This is a genomic window from Sphingomonas echinoides ATCC 14820 (assembly GCF_000241465.1).
Lineage (GTDB): Bacteria > Pseudomonadota > Alphaproteobacteria > Sphingomonadales > Sphingomonadaceae > Sphingomonas > Sphingomonas echinoides.
Map to the genome: position 1 here is coordinate 1,487,500 of NZ_JH584235.1, position 23,746 is coordinate 1,511,245.

At 65.2% G+C, this 23,746-nt stretch carries 24 protein-coding genes; 7 read left to right on the plus strand and 17 right to left on the minus strand.

Going from position 1 to position 23,746, the window contains the following annotated elements; genetic code table 11:
* Window positions 1-147: 147 nt before the first annotated feature.
* Together adhP and ON00_RS07055 are read right to left on the minus strand one after the other, a co-directional pair.
* Complete coding sequence (gene adhP / locus ON00_RS07050; protein WP_010404396.1) at window positions 148-1,227, minus strand: alcohol dehydrogenase AdhP; 1,080 nt, start codon at window positions 1,225-1,227, stop codon at window positions 148-150.
* Between the two features lie 35 nt (window positions 1,228-1,262).
* Window positions 1,263-2,654 carry an NAD-dependent succinate-semialdehyde dehydrogenase gene (locus tag ON00_RS07055; protein WP_010404397.1) on the minus strand — a complete coding sequence of 464 codons (1,392 nt, stop codon included), beginning with the start codon at window positions 2,652-2,654 and terminating at the stop codon, window positions 1,263-1,265.
* Between the two features lie 250 nt (window positions 2,655-2,904).
* On the opposite strand from ON00_RS07055, the gene ON00_RS07060 reads away from it, so the two are divergent.
* Window positions 2,905-3,621: a sterol desaturase family protein gene (locus ON00_RS07060; RefSeq protein ID WP_083834159.1), complete on the plus strand. Its 717-nt coding sequence runs from the start codon at window positions 2,905-2,907 to the stop codon at window positions 3,619-3,621.
* A gap of 15 nt (window positions 3,622-3,636) precedes the next feature.
* Here the strand turns inward: ON00_RS07060 and ON00_RS07065 are convergent, their stop codons facing one another.
* From ON00_RS07065 to ON00_RS07090, 6 genes are all read right to left on the minus strand, one after another.
* Entirely contained in the window at window positions 3,637-5,193 is a 1,557-nt protein-coding gene (locus tag ON00_RS07065; RefSeq protein ID WP_010404404.1) for a bifunctional aminoglycoside phosphotransferase/ATP-binding protein, read from the minus strand.
* A 79-nt stretch (window positions 5,194-5,272) separates the two neighbouring features.
* Window positions 5,273-6,445: a L,D-transpeptidase family protein gene (locus ON00_RS07070; RefSeq protein ID WP_010404407.1), complete on the minus strand. Its 1,173-nt coding sequence runs from the start codon at window positions 6,443-6,445 to the stop codon at window positions 5,273-5,275.
* A 12-nt stretch (window positions 6,446-6,457) separates the two neighbouring features.
* Window positions 6,458-7,261: a universal stress protein gene (locus ON00_RS07075; protein WP_010404409.1), complete on the minus strand. Its 804-nt coding sequence runs from the start codon at window positions 7,259-7,261 to the stop codon at window positions 6,458-6,460.
* Between the two features lie 120 nt (window positions 7,262-7,381).
* Window positions 7,382-8,488: an NADH:flavin oxidoreductase/NADH oxidase gene (locus ON00_RS07080; RefSeq protein ID WP_010404410.1), complete on the minus strand. Its 1,107-nt coding sequence runs from the start codon at window positions 8,486-8,488 to the stop codon at window positions 7,382-7,384.
* Between the two features lie 22 nt (window positions 8,489-8,510).
* Window positions 8,511-8,813 carry a UBP-type zinc finger domain-containing protein gene (locus ON00_RS07085; RefSeq protein WP_010404412.1) on the minus strand — a complete coding sequence of 101 codons (303 nt, stop codon included), beginning with the start codon at window positions 8,811-8,813 and terminating at the stop codon, window positions 8,511-8,513.
* Entirely contained in the window at window positions 8,810-10,453 is a 1,644-nt protein-coding gene (locus tag ON00_RS07090; RefSeq protein ID WP_010404413.1) for an FAD-dependent oxidoreductase, read from the minus strand. The genes ON00_RS07085 and ON00_RS07090 overlap by 4 nt, the downstream gene beginning before the upstream one ends.
* A 157-nt stretch (window positions 10,454-10,610) precedes the next feature.
* On the opposite strand from ON00_RS07090, the gene ON00_RS07095 reads away from it, so the two are divergent.
* Window positions 10,611-11,285, plus strand: coding sequence for an FABP family protein (locus ON00_RS07095; RefSeq protein ID WP_010404415.1), 675 nt, complete (start codon window positions 10,611-10,613; stop codon window positions 11,283-11,285).
* A 22-nt stretch (window positions 11,286-11,307) separates the two neighbouring features.
* Here ON00_RS07095 and ON00_RS07100 read toward each other — a convergent pair whose 3' ends face one another.
* Both ON00_RS07100 and dxs read right to left on the minus strand, forming a co-directional pair.
* On the minus strand, window positions 11,308-12,006 hold the full coding sequence (locus ON00_RS07100; RefSeq protein WP_010404417.1) for a DUF6629 family protein: 699 nt from the start codon (window positions 12,004-12,006) through the stop codon (window positions 11,308-11,310).
* A 101-nt stretch (window positions 12,007-12,107) separates the two neighbouring features.
* Window positions 12,108-14,033 carry a 1-deoxy-D-xylulose-5-phosphate synthase gene (gene dxs / locus ON00_RS07105; RefSeq protein WP_010404419.1) on the minus strand — a complete coding sequence of 642 codons (1,926 nt, stop codon included), beginning with the start codon at window positions 14,031-14,033 and terminating at the stop codon, window positions 12,108-12,110.
* Between the two features lie 96 nt (window positions 14,034-14,129).
* Here dxs and ON00_RS07110 point away from each other — a divergent pair, with 96 nt between their 5' ends.
* Complete coding sequence (locus ON00_RS07110) at window positions 14,130-14,669, plus strand: GNAT family N-acetyltransferase (RefSeq protein WP_010404420.1); 540 nt, start codon at window positions 14,130-14,132, stop codon at window positions 14,667-14,669.
* Between the two features lie 6 nt (window positions 14,670-14,675).
* Here ON00_RS07110 and ON00_RS07115 read toward each other — a convergent pair whose 3' ends face one another.
* Both ON00_RS07115 and ON00_RS07120 read right to left on the minus strand, forming a co-directional pair.
* Window positions 14,676-15,134 carry a Fur family transcriptional regulator gene (locus tag ON00_RS07115; protein ID WP_029622506.1) on the minus strand — a complete coding sequence of 153 codons (459 nt, stop codon included), beginning with the start codon at window positions 15,132-15,134 and terminating at the stop codon, window positions 14,676-14,678.
* A 52-nt stretch (window positions 15,135-15,186) separates the two neighbouring features.
* Window positions 15,187-15,579: a MerC domain-containing protein gene (locus ON00_RS07120; protein WP_010404424.1), complete on the minus strand. Its 393-nt coding sequence runs from the start codon at window positions 15,577-15,579 to the stop codon at window positions 15,187-15,189.
* 132 nt (window positions 15,580-15,711) lie between these two features.
* Between ON00_RS07120 and ON00_RS07125 the strand changes: the two genes are divergently transcribed.
* From ON00_RS07125 to rpsI, 4 genes are all read left to right on the plus strand, one after another.
* Entirely contained in the window at window positions 15,712-16,749 is a 1,038-nt protein-coding gene (locus ON00_RS07125; protein WP_010404425.1) for a COX15/CtaA family protein, read from the plus strand.
* Window positions 16,746-17,594: a hypothetical protein gene (locus tag ON00_RS07130; RefSeq protein ID WP_010404426.1), complete on the plus strand. Its 849-nt coding sequence runs from the start codon at window positions 16,746-16,748 to the stop codon at window positions 17,592-17,594. The genes ON00_RS07125 and ON00_RS07130 overlap by 4 nt, the downstream gene beginning before the upstream one ends.
* 149 nt (window positions 17,595-17,743) lie before the next feature.
* A complete protein-coding gene (gene rplM / locus ON00_RS07135) occupies window positions 17,744-18,223 on the plus strand; it encodes a 50S ribosomal protein L13 (RefSeq protein WP_010404427.1) in 480 nt (159 codons plus the stop codon).
* A complete protein-coding gene (gene rpsI / locus ON00_RS07140) occupies window positions 18,223-18,783 on the plus strand; it encodes a 30S ribosomal protein S9 (RefSeq protein WP_010404428.1) in 561 nt (186 codons plus the stop codon). Before rplM ends, rpsI begins: the two co-directional genes overlap by 1 nt.
* Before the next feature lie 88 nt (window positions 18,784-18,871).
* On the opposite strand, the gene ON00_RS07145 is transcribed toward rpsI, so the two are convergent.
* Genes ON00_RS07145 through ON00_RS07165 form a run of 5 tightly spaced genes read right to left on the minus strand, consistent with a single transcriptional unit; the run spans window position 18,872 to window position 23,669 of the window.
* Entirely contained in the window at window positions 18,872-19,639 is a 768-nt protein-coding gene (locus ON00_RS07145) for a metallophosphoesterase family protein (RefSeq protein WP_010404429.1), read from the minus strand.
* Complete coding sequence (locus tag ON00_RS07150; protein WP_010404430.1) at window positions 19,636-20,466, minus strand: diacylglycerol/lipid kinase family protein; 831 nt, start codon at window positions 20,464-20,466, stop codon at window positions 19,636-19,638. The genes ON00_RS07145 and ON00_RS07150 overlap by 4 nt, the downstream gene beginning before the upstream one ends.
* Before the next feature lie 51 nt (window positions 20,467-20,517).
* On the minus strand, window positions 20,518-22,143 hold the full coding sequence (locus tag ON00_RS07155; RefSeq protein ID WP_154651289.1) for a DHA2 family efflux MFS transporter permease subunit: 1,626 nt from the start codon (window positions 22,141-22,143) through the stop codon (window positions 20,518-20,520).
* Entirely contained in the window at window positions 22,121-23,221 is a 1,101-nt protein-coding gene (locus ON00_RS07160) for an HlyD family secretion protein (protein WP_010404434.1), read from the minus strand. The genes ON00_RS07155 and ON00_RS07160 overlap by 23 nt, the downstream gene beginning before the upstream one ends.
* Window positions 23,214-23,669, minus strand: coding sequence for a MarR family winged helix-turn-helix transcriptional regulator (locus tag ON00_RS07165; RefSeq protein WP_010404436.1), 456 nt, complete (start codon window positions 23,667-23,669; stop codon window positions 23,214-23,216). Before ON00_RS07165 ends, ON00_RS07160 begins: the two co-directional genes overlap by 8 nt.
* Window positions 23,670-23,746: the final 77 nt, after the last annotated feature.

Consider the following 23,746-nt stretch of genomic DNA (forward strand, 5'->3'; position numbering starts at 1 on the left):
TCAAACCGCTACCGAGGATTCTGAACGCGGGCTGTACGTAGATGTACGCGCCTGTGGGCCTTTGGCGGGTGCGACCGCCCTGCCCCCGAATCAAACGAGGCCGGGCACACGCCCGGCCTCGCTCGCGATCTTCGCGTTGCGCGACGTTTAGGTGGCGGGTGCCAACGCGGCGACCGCCGCCGCATCCGCCTTTGGCGGCGCATTCTCGAAATCGATCACCACGCGACCTTCGATCTCACCACGATGCATCCGCCCGAACACATCGTTGATGTTCTCCAGCGTATCGGTCGTCACCGTCGCGCGCACCTTGCCCGCGGCGGCGAAATCGAGCGATTCCTGCAGATCGAGCCGCGTCCCCACGATCGAGCCGCGCACGGTGATGCCATTGAGCACCGTGTCGAAAATCGACATCGGGAATTCGCCCGGCGGCAAACCGTTGAGCGACACCGTGCCGCCGCGCCGCACCATGCCCATCGCCTGTTTGAACGCGATCGGGCTGACGGCGGTGACCAGCACGCCCTGCGCGCCGCCAATCTCTTTCTTGATGAAGGCCGCCGGATCGGCGTTACGGGCATTGATCGTCAGGCTCGCCCCCAATTCCTCGGCCAGCTTCAGCTTGGCGTCGTCAATGTCGACCGCGACGACGTTCAACCCCATCGCCTTGGCATATTGCACGGCCATATGGCCAAGCCCGCCAATGCCCGAAATCGCCACCCAGTCGCCCGGCTTGGTATCGGTGACTTTCAGGCCCTTATAGACGGTGACGCCGGCACACAGGATGGGCGAGATTTCGACGAAGCCAATGTTGTCGGGCAAGTGACCGACATAATTGGGATCGGCCAGCACATATTCGGCAAAGCTGCCATTGACCGAATAGCCGGTGTTCTGCTGCGTCTCGCACAGCGTTTCCCAGCCGCCCAGGCAATGCACGCAATGCCCGCACGCGCTATACAGCCATGGCACGCCGACGCGGTCGCCTTCCTTGACATGGGTGACGCCGCTGCCGACCGCGACGACATGGCCGACGCCTTCATGCCCGGGAATGAAGGGCGGGTTGGGCTTGACCGGCCAGTCGCCCTCGGCGGCATGAAGATCGGTGTGGCACACACCCGTCGCCGCGATCTTGACGAGGATCTGGCCCGGCCCCGGCATCGGCACCGTGACCTCTTCGATCACCAGCGGTTTGCCGAACTCGCGGACAACGGCGGCTTTCATGGTCTTTTGCATGATCTGCTTCCTTTCGGGGGAACTCTAGGGGGGCGTCAGAACGGGGCGTCGATATCGACGACGTCGATCAGCTTGTGATTGACGAATTCCTTGAGGCCGAGGCCAAGCAGCTCGCGCCCATAGCCCGAGCGCCGCACGCCACCGAAGGGCAGATCGGCCTTGACCATCGTCGGATGGTTGACGAACACCATGCCGGTCGAAATCTTTTTGGCCACCTCGGCACCATGCGCCGGGTCGCCAGTGAAGACCGAACCGCCCAGACCGAACGGCGAATCATTGGCGATACGCACCGCGTCATCCTCGTCCTTCGCCCGGAACAGCATCGAGACCGGGCCGAAGAACTCCCAATAGCGCGCCGGATTGTCCTCACCGATGTCGGTCAGGATCGTCGGGCGCACGAACGCACCGTGATTGGGCGCTTCCGGCCCGACTTCGGTTGCGGTCGCGCCATGTTCGACCGCCTTGCGGATCATCGCCTTCAGGTCGTCCGCCGCGCTTTGCGACGACAAGGGCGCAAGCGTGGTTTCGGGATCGAACGGATCGCCCATGCGGAGCGCGGCCACACCCTTGGTGTAGCCCTCCAGAAACGCATCATAGACCGGATCGACGATAATCATGCGCTTGGACGACACGCACACCTGTCCGCCATTCCAGTGGCGACCGAACACCGCCCATTTCGTGGTCTTTTCCAGATCGGCATCGGCCAGCACGACAAAGGCATCGGCACCGCCCAATTCCATCGTGGATTTCTTCAGCGCCTTGCCCGCCGCTGCGGCGACACTTGCGCCAGCCGCTTCCGAGCCCGTCAGCGCCACGCCCTGCACACGCGGATCGTTGAGGATCAGCTCGATCTGGCTGTGGCCGGCGTACAGATTGATGAACGCGCCCTTGGGCAACCCCGCCTCCAGCATCACCGCTTCAAAGGCGGCGGCGCTCTGCGGCACGTTGGAGGCGTGCTTCAGCAGCATCGTGTTGCCCGCCGAAAGCTGCGGCGCGATGATACGCGCGATCTGATAATATGGGAAATTCCACGGCTCGACGCACAGCAACACGCCCAGCGGCTCGCACACCAGCATCGCCTCGCCCTCGGCCGGATCGGCAACGGGGAGCCGCTCGGGCTGCAACAGCGCCTCGGCATGGTGCGCATAATAGTCGAAAATCGCGGCGGACAATTCGACCTCGGCCTTCGCCTCGCTCAGCAACTTGCCCATTTCCAGCGTCAGCAGCGCGGCCATCGACGCGCTGTCGCGCCGCAGGATCGTTGCCGCATTGGTCATGATCTGCGCGCGTTCGGCAAAACCCGTTTCGCGCCACGACAGGAACGCCGCATGCGCCGCGCCGATCGCTTCGACGATCTGTGCATCGGTCGCAGTCGGGAAGGTCTTGAGGGTTTCGCCGGTAAACGGATTGGTCGTTGCAAATGGCATGGGATGTCCTCTGATCGCTGGAAGCGTCGGCCCGCGAGGGCGCACAGATCGGCCAGCCAACACATTTCGAATATTGGGATTTTTACCTAGAAGCGGCGCTCCCCCACGATTTGATAGCGGTCAAACGCCCGTGCCTGCCCCGCCGCTATCGCTCGAATGCAATCGGAATGATCGGGCGAGACATCGAGTGAACACCGCACGCACGGGCCACAACGGCACCTTCTGGACACGGTCGCATTATCTGGACCGGATGACCTTCCGCGAGTTGGTGGTCGCCTATTTTCAGCATTATACCATCATCGCCTATCTGGCACTGACCGCGCTTTCGATCGGCGTGTTCGTGTGGCACCCCGCCGCCGCGTTACCCACGGTCGCGACGGTCGCGCTGATTCTGTTTGCCTATCCGTTGATCTGGTATGTGCTGCACCGCTGGGTGTTGCATTGCCACTGGATGTTCAAGGTGCCGTTGCTGGCCTCGACCTGGAAACGGATCCACTATGACCATCATGTCGACCCCAATCATCTGGAGGTGCTGTTCGGCGCGCTCTACACCACGTTGCCGACACTGCTCGTCGTCGCCGCCTTGCCCGGCTATCTGATCGGCGGCATTGGCGGCGCGGCGGCGGGGTTCGCCACCGGGCTGCTATGCACCTGTTTCTACGAGTTTTTCCACTGCATCCAGCACCTCGCCTACAAGCCCCGGATCAAATGGCTGGCGACGATGAAGGTGCGTCACGTCGAACATCATTTCCACGATGAGGACGGCAATTTCGGCATCACCAACTTTCTGTGGGATCGCCTGTTCGGCACGCTCTATTCCCGCGCAGACCGCCCCGCGAAGAGCCCGACCGTCTTCAACCTCGGCTATACCGAGGAGGTTGCCCGGCGCTATCCGTGGGTCGCGCGGCTGTCGGGCGGCGTCGCGGTTGGCCATCCGCGCCGCCGGACACCCAATAAGCAGGTATAGCCTACAGCCCCGTCGTCAGGCCGGCCCCTCCAAGGCCTGCACGGCGCGCGCGACGGTTTCCAGCGCACCGTCCGCCGCAACGTGGTGCCAGTCGCCGAGCGGGCCGACCGCATCCGCCGCCTGATTGCGCACAACGGCGGCATTGGCGTCCGACGCGTCATCGCGCCGCCCCGCGACCCGCGCCAGGCGGTGATCGATCTCAGCCTCCAGCCAGATGCCGGTAAACACAACCCGGCCACGCCGGGCGACGATCTCGATCGCATCGCGCTGGTCGCGCGAAGCGAAGGTTGCATCGACGATGACAGCACTCCCCTGCGCCAGCGCGGCGGCCGCCAGCCGATCGAGCGAACGATAGACCTGCTCCGTCACATCGGGCGCATAATAGGCTGGCGGCAGCGCTTGTTCGGGCATGGCACCGACGCTGCGTTTTCGCAGCACATCGGTGCGCAGGATGCGGGCACCGGGCGGCTGCCCCACATCCCCGCCCAGATTGCGCGCGACACTCGACTTTCCGGTCCCCGACAGCCCGCCAATCGCGACCAGCCGAGGCGGCATCGGCGTGATCAGATCGGCCGCCAGGGCGCAATAGTCCTTCGCCTCGCGCTCCAGCGCGCCATCCCCCGCCGCCTGCGCGCTGCGAGTCGCCGCGACGTGCGCCCGAATCACCGCGCGCGTGGCCAGGAAAAGCGGCAAGAGCGCAAGCCCACCCTCATCTTCCGGTGAAAGATCGAGATAGCGGTTGAACACGATGTTCGCCGCGCGCCGCAGCCCCCGCCGCCACAAATCCATCACCAGAAAGGCGAGATCGTAGAGGACATCGGTGGTGGCGAGTTCGGCATCAAATTCGAGGCAGTCGAACAGCGTCGGCTCGCCATCGATCACCGCAATATTGGCGAGGTGCAAATCGCCATGCCCATGCCGCACCCGCCCCGCCGCTGCGCGCGCATCGAGCAAGGGCGCAAGCGCCGTCACTCGCCCCCGCAAATCACGGTCTAGCTGGGCGAACTGCGCACCGTCGAGAATCTTTGGGAATTGCCCCAGCCGATCGAGCGCGGCTTCGACGACGGTGCGAAAATCGTCTGCGGCGGTCCCCGTTCGAACGATCGGTTCGGTCGCGTGGAAACGCTGAACGCGATCCGCCAGCCGCAGCAGCAGCGCATCGTCGATCTGCCCGCCCGCCGCCATCTCATCGAGCAGCGCGCCATCGGGAAAGCGGGTCATTTCAAGCAGCCAGTCGACCGTTTCGCCCGCCCCGCCGATCGACAACCGTCCGGTCCTGCCGCGACGGATCGGGTGGACCGCGCGATAGAGCGTTGGCGCGGTGCGGCGGTTTAGCGAAAGCTCCGCCGCCAGCGCGATGCCGCGCAGGGCTGGCGTCGAAAAATCGAGATAGGGCAAGCGCACCGCGCGCTTCAGCTTCCACGCCCGATCGGGGCACAGGAACACCACGGCAGCATGGGTGTCGATCCGGCGAGGCGGGCTTTTGAGACCGAAAGCCGCGCCGGATTCGAGAAACGCGAGGATCTCCGTCTGCGCGCCCGGCGCGGGCTCTGAAAAGGGCGAGGACGTCATCATCGCCGAAAGGGTAGCAGCGACGCCGGCTCACTCTATCGGGAAGATTACGTGGATCGATACCCAGAATGAGAACAACTCAAAATGCTTTCGAGATTGCGGCGTCGCGCCCGTAAACGTCGTCAAGATACGCCACGCCGCCCACCGCTGTCGGATCGGCCACTGCGGTGAAATAGACGATGTAGACCGGCACCGGCCGATCGAGCGCAAAGGTGTGATTGGTGCGCTGCGCCAGATATTGATCGAAGCTGCGTGCGCTCGCCGGTGCGAGCAGCGTGCGCGCCAGCACATCGGGATGTTCGGTGCGCACGCAGCCATGCGAAAAGGCACGCCGCTCCTGCTCGAACAGGCCCCGGGACGGCGTGTCATGCAGGAAGATGCTATAGGCGTTGGGCATCTCGATCTTGACCTGGCCGAGCGCGTTGAGCGGCCCGGGCCGCTGCCGCACCTGCAACCGCCCTCCCGCCGCGCGCGTCGCGACATAGCCAAGCCGTGCGGCCTGGGCCGGGCGATTGCGCACCATCGCGCCGACGCTTTCGGAGACGATGCTGCTCGGCACAGTCCACCACGGATTGGCGGTGACCCCGGTCACCAGCGCGGCAAATACCGGCGTTGGCGTGGTCGGCTTGCCAACGATGATGCGGTGGCTTTGCAGGATGTGATCGCCCTCGATCAGGTCGAGCCGATAGGCCGCCGGATTGACCCAGAGATAATGGGCACCAAGCGCGCGCGGCAACCAGCGCCAGCGTTCGAGGTTGATCTTAAGCGTCGTGCAATGCGCGGGGGTATCGCACGTCGGCAGCGCGGCGCGCAGAGCGGCATAGCCCGACGACCGCGGCAGCAGCGCTTGCAACGCGCCCGCGACATCATGCCGCGCCAGCGCCTCGCGCAACCACAGGTCGAGATCAATCGGATCGCGCGCGATCTCCCATCCCGTGCGCGCGTCAGCCGATGCCGCGCCTTCGGCATAATCATGCGCGAGCAGCAGTGCGGCGCGACTGGCCTGCGCCTCCAGGTCCGGCGCGCGCTGGTCGATCGCGCGTTGCAACGCCGCCGCGCCATAGCGCTCCGGGGTAAGCCCTTCCTGCGCCGACCGACCGATTTCCTGGACGAGCGCGGCAAGATCGCTGGGAGACCAGCGCGGTGCCTGGGCCGCGACCTGAGGCACCACCGGCTGTTGGGGCGCAGCCGCAGCAACCGAGGCGCTCGCCGCGACCGAAAGGGCCGCAGCGAGGCGGACGAACACGGACATGTCCAAGATCGTTCAGTGCGCCAGGAAGATCGGCACGGGGCTTTTGGTCAACATCATCCTGGTAACTCCACCAAACAGGGCCTCGGCAACGCGCGCATGACCGAAGCCGCCCATCACCACATAGCCGAAATGCCCGCTCGACACGCGTGCAAACAGCGCGTCGCCAACCTTTTCCCCGGCAAGGACGACATGGTCGATCTCTGCATGAATATCGTAGCGCGAGAGATAGGCTGCAGCCGCTTCGGCGGGGAGGCGATCGGATTCGTCGCCGATCGCGATGATCGTCACTTGCTGGGCATGGCGCAGCAGCGGCACCGCCGCCCGCACGGCCGCCCCGGACGAGGCCGAGCCATCCCAGGCGATCAGCGCCCGGTCAAGGTCAAGCCGAACCAGATCCTCCGGCACGGCAAGCACGGGCGTGCGCCCCTTGACCACCAGATCGCCCGCCAGCGCCCGCATGTCGGGCACCGGGCACGCCTCCAGCTGGCGATTGACGACGATAAGGTCGGCAAGCGCCGATTCATCGCGCAGGCACGGTGCCACTTCGCCGCACGCATCGCGCCAATCCCAGCTCACATCCTCATGAACCAGCCGCGCCTCCAATTTGGCGCGGTTGGTGGTTTCGCGCTGCTTTTCCTCTTGCAGCAACATCCCGAAACCGGCGTCGCCTAGCGCGTCCGAGACCACCATGGCGGGCATGATCGTCACGTCAAGGCACACCAAATGCCCTTCCAACGTGCGCGTCAGGTCGAGCGCGGCCTGAAACCGCGCTTCCTGGCCGCCATCATCATGCACCAGCAGCAATATCGTCTTCATGCCCGCCTCCGAAGGTCTCTTGGTCTGCGGGCACGGTAACGGGCGCAGCCAGCACGCGGCATTGGGACTAATACGCAGACGGTGCCATTCCATCGCGCATGGCAGGCTTGAAGGGTGGGATCAGCCGCCGTGCAGCACGTCGCGGAAGCGACGGGGTTGCGAGCGCAGATACTGATTCGGTGCCCGCACCTGCGCGCCCAGTTCCGCCGCCGCATGCCACGGCCAGCGCGGATCGTACAAAATCGCACGCGCCAGCGCGACCATATCGGCGTCGCCCGTGCCGACAATCGCTTCTGCCTGTTCCGGCTCGGTAATCAGCCCGACCGCGACCACCGGCATTGCCGTCGCCTGTTTCACCGCGCGCGCCAGCGGCACCTGATAGCCCGGGCCGACCGGAATATCCTGGCGCGGATCGAGCCCGCCGCTTGAGACATGGATCGCCGAACAGCCGCGCTGTTCCAGCGCCTGCGCAAAGGCGATGGTCTGGTCGATATCCCAGCCGCCTTCCACCCAATCGGTGCCCGAAACGCGCATCGTCACCGCCTTTTCCGCGGCAAAGGCACTGCGCAAGGCATCGAACACCTCGAGCGGAAAGCGCATCCGGTTTTCGAGGCTGCCGCCATACTCGTCGTCGCGCCGGTTCGACAGCGGGGAGAGGAACTGATGGAGCAAATAGCCGTGCGCGCCGTGCAACTGCACCGCATCGATACCCAGCCGATCGGCCCGGCGCGCGGCCGCCGCAAACGCCGCGCGCACTCGATCGAGTCCGCTGCGATCGAGCGCGACCGGCGGGGTGTCGCTTTCGGCAAACCCCAGCGCCGACGGTGCTACCGTCTGCCACCCATTGTGGTCCGAAACCGGAAGTTGCGCCCCGCCCCGCCACGGCAGGTTCGTCGAGGCCTTGCGCCCGGCATGGCCGAGCTGGATCGCGATCGGCATGTCCGAATGTCGCCGGAGGCTTTCCAATACCCGCGCCATCGCCGCCTCGGTCGCATCGTCATACAGCCCAACATCGCCGTAGGTGATCCGCCCCTCGGGCTCGACTGCGCTCGCCTCGATCGTCAGCAAACCAGCGCCCGACAGCGCCAGATGGCCGAGATGGATCACATGCCAGTCGGTCATGCAGCCATCGACCGCCGAATATTGGCACATCGGCGCGATTACGATGCGGTTGGCCAGTGTCAGATGCCCCAGCGACAGCGGCTCGAAAAGTTTGGGACCAGTCATCAGACGTCTTCCTGTGTTCGGCTCAATAATAACGCGGGATCGGGCCCCATTGCGGCGTCTGATCGGGCAAGTCGATTTCCTCTTCATCGACATAGCACCAGCCCCAGCCCTCGGGTGGGTCATAGCCTTCGATGATCGGATGCTGGGTCGCGTGGAAATGCGCGGTCGCGTGGCGATGCGGCGACTGGTCACAACAACCGACATGCCCGCACGCCCGACACAGACGCAAGTGCAGCCAGACGCTGCCGATTTTGAGGCACTCCTCGCACCCGCGCGCGCTGGGCGTAACCTCGTTGATCGTGATGCTATGGCGACAGGTTGTCATACGGTCTCCTTGGCCGATCGTTCGGCGAGCAGGGCATGGATTTGGGCGACGACGGCAGCGCCCTCGCCAACGGCAGCCGCGACGCGCTTGGTCGATCCACCGCGCACATCGCCAATCGCGAACACACCCGGCAAGCTCGTTTCGAGCGAGCGAGCGCCTTGCCCCGTGATGACGAAGCCTTTGTCGTCCAAATCGACGCACCCCTGCAGCCAGCCGGTATTGGGATCAGCACCGATGAACAGAAACAGGTGCCGCAGCGCGAGACGACAGGTTGCGCCGTCCGCGCGGTTGCGAAAATCGGCCGACGCCAAGCCTGTTACCGGATCGCCGTCCAGCGCGACCACTTCGCTGCCGACGTGGATATCGACATTGGGCAACGCCGCGATCCGGTCGATCAGATATTGCGACATGGTTTCGCTCAAGGCGCGGCGGACGAACAGATGCAGGCGCTGCACCTGCGGCGCGAGGAAGACGATCGCCTGCCCCGCCGAATTGCCGCCCCCGACCAATGCCACCTCTTCTCCGGCGCACAGCCGCGCCTCGATCGGGGATGCCCAGTAAGAGATGCCGCGCCCTTCAAACTCGGCGAGATTGGCGATGTCGGGCCGACGATAGCGCGCGCCCGATGCCACCACGATCGTGCGGGCCAACAGCCGCTGCCCCCCGGCCAGTTCCAGCGCCATCCGGTCGGCGGTGCAATCGAGCGTTGTCACCTCCAGCGGCACCGCAATCTCCGCGCCGAACTTGAGCGCCTGATTATAGGCCCGCCCGGCCAGCGCCTGCCCGGAAATACCGGTTGGGAAACCCAGATAATTCTCGATCCGCGACGACGCTCCCGCTTGTCCGCCCATCGCACGTTCATCGAGCACGATCACCGACAGGCCTTCGGACGCGGCATAGACCGATGCCGCCAGCCCGGCGGGCCCCGCCCCCACGATCACCACATCATACATCCGCGCAGGGTCGAGCGTCGGCGTCATCCCGAGGCACGTCGCCAGTTGCAATTGGCTCGGTCGACGCAGCACTTCGCCGCTTGGACAGACGACCAACGGCAATTCCTCAGGCGACACGCCGATCCGCTCGACCAGCGCCTTGCCCTCGGCGTCCGCCGCCGCATCCAGCACCTGGTTGGGATAACCGCTGCGCGTCAGGAAACCCTGCAGCCGCACGACCTCCGCGCTGTTCGGCACGCCAATCAGGATGGTTCCAGCCCCGCCTTCCTCGATCAGCGCGACGCGCCGGAGGATCAGCGCACGCATCACAATCTCGCCGACGTCGGCCGACCCGACCATCAAGGCGCGTAGATGCGGCGGATCGAACGGCAATGCGGTACAGCCCTCCGGCCCGGCATGCCCTGCCGCGATCGACCCGCGCCCGGCCAGTTGATTGACCTCGCCGGTAAACTGGCCGGCCAGATGCGTCGTGACGGGAGCCTCATGGCTCAGGCCGTCGCGTCGCACGATCTCGATCGACCCTTCCAGCACGAGCCAGGCCGGAGCATCCTGCTGCCCGATGGCGTAGACGGTTTCGCCGGGCGCGAAGTGCCGTTCCGCGCCACTGGCAAAGCGCTTCGCCGTCGCGATCTGGGCCGCGTTCAGCACCGGAAACATCTGGTGGCCGCGTGTATCGGGGGTACTCATCGCTTCCGCTCTCCAACCGTCGAGACGACAATAACGCGTGAAACCAGCGGAGGAGACGATATTCGTCGCCAACTATACCAAGATATAAGCTCGGCAACCAATGTGGACTGAGGTGCGTACGACCGATAGTACAGGGCTGATATAGAAAGGCTGTTCCGTGCCGATTTTTCCCGACGACGTGTTTACCGAGCCGACCGACGTCGATCCCGACACGCTCGCCAATCTCGGACCGCTGCGGCGACTGGCGGGGACCTGGGAAGCCCGCAAGGGTGTGGATCTCAACCCCAAAGCGGAGGGGCCCGAACGGCGCGTTTATATCGAGCGGATCGTGCTCGATCCAATCGACCCGCAGGCCAATGGCCCGCAGCTTTTCTATGGCCTGCGCTATCACATCCACATCACCACCGAAGAGGAAGACATCACCTTCCACGATCAGGTCGGTTATTGGCTTTGGGAGCCCACGACCGGGCTGGTGCTCCAGACCGTCGCCATTCCGCGTGGCCAGGTTGCGATTGCCTCGGGCGAGGCTGCCCCGGACGCTGACCGCATCGTGCTGAAGGCCGAGCGCGGACAGACCGAATATGGCATCTGCTCGACCGCGTTCCTGGAATATGCGTTTCGCACCGACAGCTACCAGATCGAGGTCGTGTTCAATCCTGACGGATCCTGGAGTTATACGACGGATACGGTGTTGACCGTCCACGGTCGGACGGAACCGTTCGCCCATCGCGACCAGAACACGCTGCTCAAGATCCGCGACGCCGAACCCAATCCGCTGGCGCGCATCCTCGCCGCGCGCGCGGCCGCCGCAACGGCGAGCCCAGCGGCCTAGCGCGCGGCGGCGGCCGCTCCCCTCACCCGCGCAGCCACGACAGCACGAACGGCCGCAGCCCCGGCGTGGTGCCATTGGGGGTCTTGATGTCGATGTCCTGCCGGTTGAACTGGCGGTACAGCACCACGCTCAGCACGGCGGCGTAGAAGCACCACACCGAGGCGAAGGCATAGCCCTTCACCAGATGCACGATCGTCAGCCCGATCACGTTGAGCGCGCCATAGCTGCGCACCACGCGGTGCGATGACAGCAGCAACGCCCCACACGTTGCCAGAATGTAGAGCAAAGACACCCACAATTGGCTGGTGATCGGGTTGGTATAGCGGATCGAATGCTGCTCGATCACGGCGCACGTCGGCGCAACCACCAGCCCGGTCATGTCCCACGCAAACACCAGCGCGCCGACCGCCACAGTGCCGAGAATGGCGATGCGCCGCCACCCCGGCGGCTCCAGCAGCAGCACCGCAAGCGGCATCAACAGCGGCAAGATGCCGATCGCATAGAGCGTGAACAGGAACACCGTGTGATCCAGCGCATAGGGCCCCAGCCGCCCCTCCAGCGCGAGCCACACCATGCCTTCGGAAAACTGATGCGCGGCAAAGAGCAGCGGCACGCAGGCGAACAGCAGCGCGCGGGGTTCACGCACATGGCGCAGCGTCGCTACCCCGACCGTCGCCAGCACGGCCGAGGCGGTGAAGCTGGCGGTCGCGGAAAAGCACATGCGCGGGTCTTTCAAAAACAGCGATATCCCCGGTGTGCCGGGGATGACCACCTATGACCAGCGCCAAGTTGCGGGGGAGCGCCGGAGCCCTCCCCTGAACCTCAAGCCCGCGCGCCCTCGACCACCACGCTCGAATTGTGCCGCAGCGCCTTCAGCACCGTCTCGACGATCGCATCGGCGTCGAGCCCGGCCTGGGCATATTGCACTTCGGGCTTGTCCTGGTCCTGGAACAGATCGGGCAGGCGCATCGTGCGCAGCTTGAGGCCGGCGTCGATCAGGCCCGCGTCGCTGGCAAAGGTCAGCACATGAGCGCCGAGCCCGCCGACCGAGGCTTCCTCGATCGTCACCGCCACTTCATGCGTGGTCAGCAACTTGCGGATCAACTCCTCGTCGAGCGGCTTGGCGAAGCGCAGATCGGCGACGGTGGTCGACAGCCCCTTGGCCTCCAGCGCCTCGGCGGCGCGCAGCGCCTCGCCCAGCCGGGTGCCGAGCGACAGGATCGCGACCTTGTGCCCCTGCCGCACGATGCGGCCCTTGCCGATTTCGAGCTGCTGCGGAACCTCGGGCAGCGCCACGCCGGTGCCGTTGCCGCGCGGATAGCGCAAAGCGATCGGCCCGCTGTCATGCAGTACGGCGGTGTGCGTCATGTGCACCAGTTCGGCTTCGTCGGCCGGGGCCATCACCACCATATTGGGCAGCGACGCCATATAGGTCACGTCGAACGACCCGGCATGCGTCGCGCCATCGGCCCCGACCAGCCCGGCGCGATCGATCGCGAAGCGCACCGGCAAATTCTGGATGCACACGTCGTGGACGACCTGGTCATAGGCGCGCTGCAGGAAGGTCGAATAGATCGCGCAAAACGGCCGCATCCCCTGCGCGGCAAGGCCGGCGGCAAAGGTGACGGCGTGCTGCTCGGCAATGCCGACGTCGAAGAAGCGTTCCGGGTGCGCCTTGGAGAAGCCGTCAAGCCCGGTGCCCGAGGGCATCGCCGCGGTGATCGCGCAGATCAGCGGATCGGTCTCGGCTTCCTTGCTCAGCTGGGCGCCGAACACATTCTGATATTGCGGCGGTCCCGGCGGGGCCTTTGCCTGCGCACCGGTGATGACGTCGAACTTCTGGACGCCGTGATATTTGTCGGCTGCGGCCTCGGCCGGCGCGTAGCCCTTGCCCTTCTTGGTCACGACATGGACGAGGATCGGCCCTTCCTCGGCATCGCGCACATTTTCGAGCACGGGGATGAGCTGGTCGAGATTGTGGCCGTCGATCGGGCCGACATAATAGAAGCCCAATTCCTCGAACAGCGTGCCGCCCATCGCCATGCCGCGCGCGAATTCCTCGGTCTTGCGCATGCCAGTGGCGATCGGCTTGGGCAGCCGCTTGGCGAGCTTTCGCGCCAGATCGCGGAAGCCGAGAAACTCGCGGCTCGACACGATCCGGCTGAGATAGGCCGACAGCCCGCCGACCGGCGGCGCGATCGACATGTCATTGTCGTTGAGGATGACGACCAGCCGGTTGCCCGCCTGGGCGGCATTGTTCATCGCCTCATAGGCCATGCCCGCCGACATCGCGCCGTCGCCGATGACCGCAATACCCTTGCCGGGCTTGCCCGCAATCTTGTTGGCGACCGCAAAGCCGAGCGAGGCCGAGATCGAGGTCGAGCTGTGCGCCGCGCCGAACGGATCATATTCGCTCTCGCTGCGCTTGGTGAAGCCCGACAGGCCACCACCCATGCGCAGCGTGCGGATGCGGTCGCGGCGACCGGTGAGGATCTTGTGCGGGTAGCATTGGTGGCCAACGTCCCACACGAGTCGGTCATTGGGCGTGTCGAAAACATAGTGAATCGCAACCGTCAGCTCGACCACGCCGAGCCCGGAACCAAGGTGGCCACCGGTCACCCCGACCGCGGCAATCGTCTCCTGGCGGAGTTCGTCGGCAAGCTGGCGGAGCTGGGTGGGAGCAAGCGCCCGGAGATCGGCAGGATAATGGACCGTATCGAGCAACGGCGTTTGGAGAGCGTCAACCATCCCCCCAACTTAGCGCCATGGCGGGTTCCTGTCGATTGCCTGGATCGCGCTGCTCCGATTCTTGACGAGCGATGCATCCGCGCATCACAGTGCGCCATGCCCGAACTGACGCCCCGCCTCGCCACCGAGGCCGATATTCCCGCGATCCGCGCCGTGATGGAGCGTGCGATCGATTCGCTGCAGGCCCCCTTCCTGACCCCGGACCAAATCGCCGCGAGCCGCCGGAGCATGGGGCTCGACACGCAATTGATCGCCGATCGCACCTATTTCGTGGTGACCGATGGGGAGGCGCTCGCCGGGTGCGGCGGCTGGAGCTACCGCGCGACGCTTTATGGTGGTGATGCCAGTGCGATCCGCCGCGATGCGCGCGTGCTTGATCCCACCGCAGACGCCGCGCGGATTCGGGCGATGTACACCGACCCTGCCTTTGTCCGGCGCGGGGTGGGCCGGATGGTGCTGGCATTATGTGAGGACGCCGCCCGAGCTGCGGGATTTCGCCGTCTGGAAATGATGGCGACGCTGGGCGGGGAACCGTTGTACCGTGCGTGCGGCTACCGCGAAATCGAGCGCGTGCCCGCTATGGCGGACACCGATCCGCCGGTGCCGGGGCTCAGGATGGGCAAGGATCTGGCCTGACCGCGCCTAGCCGCAATCCGCGCATTTGCCGCGCACTTCGATCACCGGGCGCACCGGCGAAAAACCTGCGGCCTCGGCCGCCGAGCGCACGCCATTGGTGATCCGATCATCATCCAGATGCACCGTCTGCCCGCATGTGTCGCACACCAGGAAGATGCAGTCGTGCAGGCAGCCGGGATGGGCATTGGCGATATAGGCGTTGGAGCTTTCCACCCGCCGCGCCAGATTCTTGCCAACGAACAAATCGAGGATGCGGTACACGCTGTTGGCAGCGACGCGGCGCCCTTCGGCCTTGGAGACCGCCTCGGCGATGTCATAGGCCGACGCCGACTTGTCGAACCCGGCCAGCGCGCGAAAGATGTTGGCGCGCATCGCGGTCCATTGCTCGCCCGAGCGTTCGAGCGTCGCCTGCGCCGCGACGGCAAGATCCGCGCCCTGCGGTTCGGTATGGTGATGCGTTGCCATGCGGGTCAGATAAGCGTTGTCGACCCAAGCCGCAACGGCGCGACTCAACTGGTCAGTTGGCCGCGCGCCGGTTCAGATCATGGCCGAGCGCGAGAATGGCGACGCCGATCAGCGTCCACACCGTCTCCATGCCCGACCCGTCATGCGGCAGCGAAATCGCCCCCGCCATCGTGCCAAGCCCAGCCGAACCGACCACTGCCGGGATCATATAGCCATGCGTAAAGATGCCGCGCCCCAGCGCCAGCACGCCAAAGCCGATCGCGATCGTCAGGCCCGCCTCATGGAATAACGGGTTGAGCAGCAGCCCGCCCGCCGTCGAGGCGAGCGCGATGAACACCGAACTCGCAATGCAATGCACCACGCACAACCCCGACAGGCCGATCGCCATATTGTCGAAGCGCTGTTCGATCCACCGGACGGCGGGAGAAAGGGTCAGAGTCGTCATCTTGCTGCGCTATGTGGCACGCCGCCCGTCAAGTTACAACATATCATCCCCGGGAAATTTTTAGCGGGGATTTTTTGGAAGGAGCGTTATTCCGCAATCGACGCGCGGATGACGGGCGCGTAAGGCAGACGCATGCTTCAAGCGTCCTCGCTCCCGCAACAGGTCCGCCCGCGCACCCTGTCCAACTGGCTCTTCGGCGTCGCCGCGCTCGTCGTCGCGATGGTGGTGATCGGCGGCATTACCCGCCTCACCGAATCCGGCCTGTCGATTACGCAGTGGAAACCGATCAGCGGCATCATCCCGCCGCTCAATGCCGCGCAGTGGCAGGCGGAGTTCGATAACTACAAGAAAATCCCCGAATATCAGCAGCTCCATCGCGGCATGTCGATGGCCGGGTTCCAGGCGATCTTCTTCTGGGAATATCTGCATCGCTTGCTCGGGCGCGTGGTCGGTGCGGCCTATTTGCTGCCATTGCTGTGGTTCTGGGCGCGCGGCCGCGTGCCGCGCGGCTATGTGCCGCGGTTGTTTGCGCTGGTCGCCCTGGTCGCTTTCCAGGGGGCGATCGGCTGGTGGATGGTGTCGTCCGGCCTCGTCAAGCGCACCGACGTCAGCCATGTCCGCCTGGCGGTTCATCTCGTCACCGCGCTCACCTTGCTCGCCGGCACGGTCTGGACCGCGCTCGATCTGCGCGCTTTGGCGCAGGACAGTCGCGCACGCCCAGCGCGCTTGCGGCCCGTCGCGGTGATCGCGCTGGGCCTGCTGTTCGGGCAAATCCTGTTCGGCGCGTTCACCGCCGGGCTCGATGCGGGGTATGCCTTTTCGAGCTGGCCCTTGATGGGCGATGAAATCTTCCCCGCCGCGACTCCGCTGACCGATCCGTTGTGGCGCAATGCCGTGGACAATCCGGTCGTGGTGCAGTTCATCCACCGCTGGTTCGCCTTCGTGGCGGCGGCAGGGCTCGTCATGCTCGCGCTTCGGGCGATGCGGGCGGGGGCACCGCGCACCGCCACGGTAGTGATCGGCTTGGTCGCATGTCAGATCGCGCTTGGAATTGCCACCTTGCTGAGCGGCGTCGAGATTGTCGTCGCGGTCGCGCATCAGGCCAATGCCGCGCTCACCTTGATCGCAGCGACCGCCGCCGCCCATGCCGTAGGCCGACGTTTCGCGTGATACGCTGGCTGGGATTGCTGCCGGTCGCGCTTCTGGCAAGTGCGGCACAGGCGGCGTTCCAGCCGATCCAGGATCGCCCCTACCGCTACGACTCGGTCGAAACGCGCACCGTTGACGGCGTTGAGCGGCGGTTTCAGTCAACCCGCACGGTCGTGTTTCACCAGACCGAGCGCGGCTTCAGCGCGATCGTCACGCTGGTAATGGTCGATCAGCAAAACGCCGCAGGCGTTGCGCGCATGTTTGCAACCGCGACCGCGAGCCTGCTCAACCGCCCGCTGCACTTCACGCTCGCCCCCGATGGAGCGATCAAAGGCGTCGAGGATGCCGACGCCACCATCGCGCAGATCGCGGCCGCGATCGAGCGGATGGCGATGGGTACGCGCCGCCCCGGTATGTCGAGTGCGCTCGCGGCCCCGCTGCGCGCCATGCCGCCCGAGCGAAAGGTCGCCATGCTGACATCGATCCTGTCCCCGCTGCTCGCTGGGCCCCTGACCGACCGCCTACCGGGCAAAGTCGCGGTGACGCTGCCCAGTCGCCCACCGCTGGCTCCCGGAATGGCTCTGTCAGGCACCGAGACCGTGCGCCGGGCCGCAAATGGTGAAGTCACCATCGAGACCGAAGCGGCCGGCCGGGTCGACGCAACGCCGCTTGCCAACAACCCTGGCCAATTTGCGGCGGGACCGGTGGCGGCCCCCTCCGTAACGACACACGCCACCCGGACGTTCGACTCCACATCGGGCCTGCTGGTCGCAAGCAGCGAAGCCACGGACGTGATCGCATCGGACGGCCGCGCATTTCACCGCACGCGCACCGCCACCGTCATAACCGTCACACCGCCCGGCTGACTTTAAGGCGGTATTCGGATACCCGTCAGCAAACCCGCCTATTGCTTGACTTTTGCCCACCTTCGCCGCAATAGGCCGCTCATCGGTGCCGTCCTTCGGGGCGGCACCTGTCGTTTTACACCCGTTCATACATAAAGGTCACAAGCCCCATGAAGGCGCTGATGAAGACCACCAAGCCGGCACTGCCGCATGAGGTGGAAAAAAAGTGGCTGATCATCGATGCCGATGGTCTGGTCGTCGGCCGCATGGCCTCGATCGTCGCCAATATCCTGCGCGGCAAGCACAAGCCGAGCTTCACCCCGCACGTCGATTGCGGTGACAATGTCATCATCATCAACGCGGACAAGGTCAAGTTCACCGGCAACAAGCTGAAGGACAAGGTCTATTACAAGCACACCGGTTATGCCGGCGGCATCAAGGGCATCACCGCGGGCAAGGTGCTCGAAGGTCGTTTCCCCGAGCGCGTGATTGAAAAGGCGATCGAGCGGATGATCCCGCGCGGCCCGCTTGGCCGTCAGCAGCTGCGCAACCTGCGCGTCTTCGCCGGCACCGAGCATCCGCACGAAGCGCAGAACCCCGAAGTCCTCGACATCGGCGCCATGAACCGCAAGAACAAGGTGGGCAACTAATGTCCGACAACCGCCAGTCCCTCGCCGATCTCGCCGGCCTGACCAACACCCCTGCCCCCGTCGTCCCGGCCGAATCGGCTGAGTCCGACCGCAAGGCCGAAGAGTATATGGCCGGCCACATTGCCGAGCCCGCTGCTCCGACGATGCCGCTGCGCGAGCAGATCCTCGACAAGCAGGGCCGCGCTTATGCAACCGGCCGCCGCAAGGACGCCGTCGCCCGCGTGTGGATCAAGCCCGGCTCGGGCAAGATCACCATCAACGGCCGTGACCAGGAAGTGTATTTCGCCCGTCCGACGCTGCGTCTCGTCATCAACCAGCCGTTCGGCGTAGCCGAGCGCGAAGGTGCCTATGACGTCGTTTGCACCGTAAAGGGCGGTGGCCTTTCGGGCCAGGCCGGCGCGGTCAAGCATGGCATCAGCCAGGCGCTGACCAAGTTCGAGCCGATCCTGCGCGCGCCGGTCAAGGCAGCAGGCTTCCTGACCCGCGACAGCCGCACGGTCGAGCGCAAGAAGTACGGCCGCGCCAAGGCACGCCGCAGCTTCCAGTTCTCGAAGCGCTAAGTCCTTTTCACACCCAGTCGCGAAGGGGCGGTCCGGCAACGGGCCGCCCTTTTTCGTTCCGCGGAGACGCCTTTCGGTCCTGGCAGGCCTATTCCGCGCGTTCGCGCCGCAAAGGGATTGGCGGGGCCAGGTCCATCGTCCGCAGCACCACGTCGAACCCTCCATCGCCGATGCGGATCTCGTTGAACGAGGGGGGCGTGATGCGGACTCGTTCGGACAAGGTGCCCGCCCCAATCATCCGCACCGTCCGGCCCTCAATCTCGTGCGCGATGTCGAAGGGATCGTGGACATGGCCCGTCAGCACGGCATCGACACCCGCTCGTGCCAGCGCAACCAGTGCCTGCGCGCCATTATGGGTGCGCGCCGACATGCGCGTTTCGGGCTCCGCGAGCGGGTGGTGGCACGCGATAAAGATCCGCCGCCCCTCGGGCACCGCCGCCACCAGCGCCAGCGCTCGCTCCAGCGCGCCCTGACTGACTTTGCCCTTTGACCAGTTGAGCCGCCACTGCGCCCGCGCCGTCGTCACCAGCGGGATGATCGCGATGCCCGGCAAATCGAGCGGCTGCTCGACGACCCGCTCCACTGCGGTCATCCGGCGATACGGCCGGAAGAAGCGATCGATCGGATTGAAATAGGGCAAATCATGATTGCCGACTTCAACCGTCACGGGCACGCCGAGCCCCTGCAACCAGGCAAGCCCCGCCGCGAATTCGCGCCGCCGCGCGCGCATGGTCAAGTCGCCGGTCATCACCACCGCATCCGGCTTTTCGGCCTTTACCAGCGCATCAAACCACGCCACTGCAGCGGCGTCTTCGCGCCCGAAATGGACATCGCTGACGTGGAACAGCCGCGTCATGCAGCGGCCTTGGTCGTCAGGAAGATCTCGCGCATCATGCCCACCCGCACCATGCTGCCGGGATCGAGCATGATCGGCTCCCCGTCAACCAGCGCCAGCGCGGGTTTGTCGCCGCGCGTGCGGAACTCCCGGACATGGCATTGCGTGACCTCGGCCGACGCGACCCAATCGCCGGTCACCCATTCCCAACCGAGCCGTGCGATCGCCCGAAAATCGCGCGCGTCGATCGCAGCGACGTCAAGATGATCAGCTTCCGGCCGGACGAACACCGCCTGGGCACCATGCTTCAAGGCCGGCACGCCCTCCAGGCGGATGCCACGACCGAAGGTGCGCTGCCAGGCATGTTTCATCGCCCGGCCAAGGCCGCGCAGCCGCCCCGCGCGGACCATTTCGCGCGCCCGCACCCAAGTCGCGGCAGGGCCAAGGATCAAGCCGACAAGCGCGCGCTGTCCCGCGACATCGACATAGGGCAGGCACGTCCTACGTTCCCGCTCGATCGCTGCGGCGACGATCGCCGCCGGGTCGGTGCTGTTGTGCAGCAGTTTGGCGAGCATGTTCATCGTGCCGCCGGGCAGGATCAGGATTGCGCCGTTCCAGTCCGCCAACGCCGATACGGCGGCGTTGATCGTGCCGTCTCCGGCGAACAGCACCGCCGTATCCACCCCCGCCGCGTCCAGCGATTGCGGTGTCGGCAGCACATCGTCGGGAAAGGCCGTGCGACCGGCGAGGACAAGACCGCGCTCGGCGAACAAGGCCGCCAGCGCGTCGGCCTTAGCCGGGGTTGCCGTGCCCGATTTCGGATTGGTGATAAACCAGAGCGTCTTCATGCCCTGGCCAACGCACGACGCGACCAAAGGTGGCGCGCCGCGCGCATCTGCTCACTCCACCGCCACATGCACCGGCTCATCGCCAGCCTTTGGCGGAGCCGGGCGTTGTAACAGCAACACCAACGGGATCGACGCGAGCGTCAAGATCATCATCAGCTTGAAGTCGTCGAGATAGGCGACCATCGCCGCCTGTTTGTTGACGATGCCGTCCGCCATCGCCAGCACCGTATCGGTCGCGCCGCCCGTGATCGAGCTCACCACCGGATCTTTCGCCACCAGGCCCGGATCGGGAATGTGCTGGCCGATCTCCGAATGCGCCGTCTGGATGTTGCGCGCGAGCAATGCGGTGACCACCGAAATCCCCGCCGAACCGCCGATGTTGCGCGCCAGGTTCATCAAGCTCGATGCCTCGGTGCGATAGCGCGGATCGAGCGTGCCGAAGGCGATGATATTGAGCGGGATGAACACCAGCCCCAACCCGATCCCCTGCACCAAACCCGTGACGATGAACGGCTGCTGCCCCATTTCGAGCGTCCAGCTGGTCATGTCATAAAGCGACCAGCCCGCGATCAGCAGCCCGGTGCCAACCATCAGTCGCGGATCGACCTGGCGCTTCATCAACTGCCCGGCGACATACATTGAGGCGACGATCCCGATGCCGCGTGGCATCAGCAGGATGCCAGCGGTCAGCACCGGATAGCCGTATAGCGACTGCAGCATCGGCGGCAGCAAGGCGAGTGTCGCCGTCATCAGCACGCCGATCACGAGCATGAAGCCGACACCGGTCAGCAAATTGCGGTTGAGGAACAGCGCCCGGTCGAACATCGGGCCCTTTGCGGTGAACAATTGCACGAAGAACATCCACGCCGCCCCGAGCGCCACCATCCCCTCGGTCCACACTTCCCACGAGCTGAACCAGTCCTGCGTCTGCCCGCGATCGAGCATCAGCTGGAACGCGCTGATCGCCACCGCCAGCATCGAGAAGCCGAAGATATCGAACCCGCGCTTCTTGATCTCGCGCGATGGCAGCAGCGCCCACAGGATGAGGAAGCAGGCGATGCCGATCGGCACGTTGACGTAAAAGCACCAGCGCCAGTCATAATTGTCGGTCAGCCAGCCGCCGATCACCGGGCCCAGAATCGGCCCGACCATGATGCCCATGCCCCAGATCGACATCGCCGCCGCTTGTTTGGAGCGCGGGTTGATGTCCATCATCACCGTCTGGCTGAGCGGGTTCATGAACGCCGCCGCCACGCCTTGCAGCACGCGGAAAATCACCATCTCGGGCAGGCTGCTGGCGAGACCGCACAACATTGAGGCAATGACGAAGCCAACCACCGCACCCAGGAACAGATTGCGCGAGCCGATCCGGTCGGCGAGCCACCCGGTCAACGGAATCGCGACCGCCGAGGCGACGATATAGCTGGTCAACACCCAGGTGACCGTGTCCGACGTGGCGCTGAGCGAGGCCTGCATGTGCGGCAAGGCAACGTTGGCGATGGTGGAATCGAGGATCTGCATGATCGTCGCCGCCATCACGCCGATCGTCAGCAGCGGGCGGTTGCTGGTGTGGAGCGCGGCGCGCTCCTCCAGCGGCACCGCCTCCTCGGTCGAGGGGACACGGGCGAGGCGGTCGGCCTCGCCCGCATCGGGATTAGCAGTGGCCACTGCGCACATCCACGGTGACGTTGGCGCTGAGCCCTGCGATCAGCGGCCGCTTGCTCGGCTGGTCGATCGCGATGCGCACCGGCACGCGCTGCGTCACCTTCACCCAATTGCCCGTCGCATTCTGCGCCGGCAGCACCGAGAATTCGGACCCGGTCCCCGCGCCGATCGACTGCACATGCCCCTTCAGTTTCAGGCCGTTATAGGCATCGAACTCGACCTCGGCCGGTTGCCCCACGCACATCTTGTTGAGTTCGGTTTCCTTGAAATTGGCCTCGATCCACGCCGGATGGTTCGAGACGATGCTGACGGCGGGCAGACCGACGATCATCATCTGGCCGACCTGAAGCCGGTCCGACTGGCTGATCGTGCCCGATACCGGCGCATAAACCGAGGTGCGCCGCAGATCGAGCGCGGCCTTGTCGCGCTGGACCATCGCTGCCTGGACCGCAGCGGGCACGCCCGAGCCATCGGTGCCGCTGCCGACTTGCGTGCGCGCCTTGGCCGCGCTGGCATTGGCCGTCGCCAGCCGCGCCTTGGCCGCCGCGACCTGCTGGGCCGCCGCATCGAAGCTCGCGCGCGTGGTGAAGCCCTGCTTCATCAACGCGGCTTGCCGGTCATAGGTCGCTTGCGCGAGCGCGATATCGGCCTTGGCGCTGGATATATCGGCCGCCGCGCCGCCACTGTCGGTCGCCAGCGTGCTCACTTGCACCCGCGCCGTGGCGATCGCCGCATTGGCTTGCGCCAAAGCGATGCGATAGGGATCGGGATCGATCTGGAACAACAGGTCGCCCGCCTTGACCGGCTGGTTCTCGCGCGCGTTGATTTGGACGATGCGCCCCCCGACGTCGGACGAGACCGACACCTTGTCCTGCTGAATATAGGCATTGTCGGTCGACACGAAGCGTCCCGCCGTCAGCCAGAAATAGCCCGCAATCGCAATCAGCAGCAACGGCACGCTGACCATCAGCAAGGGCCGCAACCAGGCACGCCGCTTGACCGGCGTTTCGATCATCGTGCCGGGCGGGGGCGATATCACCACGGTGTCGGCCGCTGCGCCACGGTCGATCTTTGGGTCTGCGTCAGCCATTGGCGGCCTCACTGGTTTTATCTGGGGAAGAAAGGTTGCTGTGGATACGCTGGAGCGTGGCCATTACGGCATCGTGTTCGGCCGGAGAAACGCCCTCGAGCGCGCTGCCCAGCATCACCTCGGCAATATGCCCCAATTCTTCGAGCAAAGGGCGGGCGCGCTCGGTCAGGAAGATTTGCCACGCGCGCCGATCGGACGGGTCGCGCCGCCGCTCGACCAGACCAGCCTCCTCCAGCCGATCGATCATGCGGCACAAGGTAATCGGTTCGACCTCCAGCAAATCGGCCAAACCGCCCTGATTGATGCCCTCACCACGCTGGAGAAACTTGAGCACGCGCCACTGCGTGCGCGTCACGCCGATCAGCCGCGCCCGCTCATCAAAGCGCCGCCGCATCAGGCGCGAGACGTCGCTGATCAAAAATCCGATCGAATCCTGCATAGCGCCCATATAATAAGTATGCTTAGATTATCCATAGTCTTCTTTGCTGCATCGCAATAAGTTTGCGCAACGGGATTGGTTCCGTT

Excerpts from the sequence above, each read along its gene's own strand:
- ON00_RS07120 (WP_010404424.1), bottom strand. The coding sequence starts at position 15,579 with ATGACGACTCTGACCCTTTCTCCCGCCGTCCGGTGGATCGAACAGCGC.
- rplM (WP_010404427.1), top strand. The coding sequence starts at position 17,744 with ATGAAGGCGCTGATGAAGACCACCAAGCCGGCACTGCCGCATGAGGTG.
- ON00_RS07085 (WP_010404412.1), bottom strand. The coding sequence starts at position 8,813 with ATGACAACCTGTCGCCATAGCATCACGATCAACGAGGTTACGCCCAGC.
- ON00_RS07145 (WP_010404429.1), bottom strand. The coding sequence starts at position 19,639 with ATGACGCGGCTGTTCCACGTCAGCGATGTCCATTTCGGGCGCGAAGAC.
- ON00_RS07165 (WP_010404436.1), bottom strand. The coding sequence starts at position 23,669 with ATGGGCGCTATGCAGGATTCGATCGGATTTTTGATCAGCGACGTCTCG.
- ON00_RS07110 (WP_010404420.1), top strand. The coding sequence starts at position 14,130 with ATGCCCGAACTGACGCCCCGCCTCGCCACCGAGGCCGATATTCCCGCG.
- ON00_RS07055 (WP_010404397.1), bottom strand. The coding sequence starts at position 2,654 with ATGCCATTTGCAACGACCAATCCGTTTACCGGCGAAACCCTCAAGACC.
- ON00_RS07150 (WP_010404430.1), bottom strand. The coding sequence starts at position 20,466 with ATGAAGACGCTCTGGTTTATCACCAATCCGAAATCGGGCACGGCAACC.
- rpsI (WP_010404428.1), top strand. The coding sequence starts at position 18,223 with ATGTCCGACAACCGCCAGTCCCTCGCCGATCTCGCCGGCCTGACCAAC.
- ON00_RS07160 (WP_010404434.1), bottom strand. The coding sequence starts at position 23,221 with ATGGCTGACGCAGACCCAAAGATCGACCGTGGCGCAGCGGCCGACACC.
- dxs (WP_010404419.1), bottom strand. The coding sequence starts at position 14,033 with ATGGTTGACGCTCTCCAAACGCCGTTGCTCGATACGGTCCATTATCCT.
- ON00_RS07115 (WP_029622506.1), bottom strand. The coding sequence starts at position 15,134 with ATGGCAACGCATCACCATACCGAACCGCAGGGCGCGGATCTTGCCGTC.
- ON00_RS07075 (WP_010404409.1), bottom strand. The coding sequence starts at position 7,261 with ATGAAGACGATATTGCTGCTGGTGCATGATGATGGCGGCCAGGAAGCG.
- ON00_RS07100 (WP_010404417.1), bottom strand. The coding sequence starts at position 12,006 with ATGTGCTTTTCCGCGACCGCCAGCTTCACCGCCTCGGCCGTGCTGGCG.
- ON00_RS07155 (WP_154651289.1), bottom strand. The coding sequence starts at position 22,143 with ATGTGCGCAGTGGCCACTGCTAATCCCGATGCGGGCGAGGCCGACCGC.
- ON00_RS07125 (WP_010404425.1), top strand. The coding sequence starts at position 15,712 with ATGCTTCAAGCGTCCTCGCTCCCGCAACAGGTCCGCCCGCGCACCCTG.
- ON00_RS07070 (WP_010404407.1), bottom strand. The coding sequence starts at position 6,445 with ATGTCCGTGTTCGTCCGCCTCGCTGCGGCCCTTTCGGTCGCGGCGAGC.
- ON00_RS07080 (WP_010404410.1), bottom strand. The coding sequence starts at position 8,488 with ATGACTGGTCCCAAACTTTTCGAGCCGCTGTCGCTGGGGCATCTGACA.
- adhP (WP_010404396.1), bottom strand. The coding sequence starts at position 1,227 with ATGCAAAAGACCATGAAAGCCGCCGTTGTCCGCGAGTTCGGCAAACCG.
- ON00_RS07090 (WP_010404413.1), bottom strand. The coding sequence starts at position 10,453 with ATGAGTACCCCCGATACACGCGGCCACCAGATGTTTCCGGTGCTGAAC.
- ON00_RS07060 (WP_083834159.1), top strand. The coding sequence starts at position 2,905 with ATGACCTTCCGCGAGTTGGTGGTCGCCTATTTTCAGCATTATACCATC.
- ON00_RS07065 (WP_010404404.1), bottom strand. The coding sequence starts at position 5,193 with ATGACGTCCTCGCCCTTTTCAGAGCCCGCGCCGGGCGCGCAGACGGAG.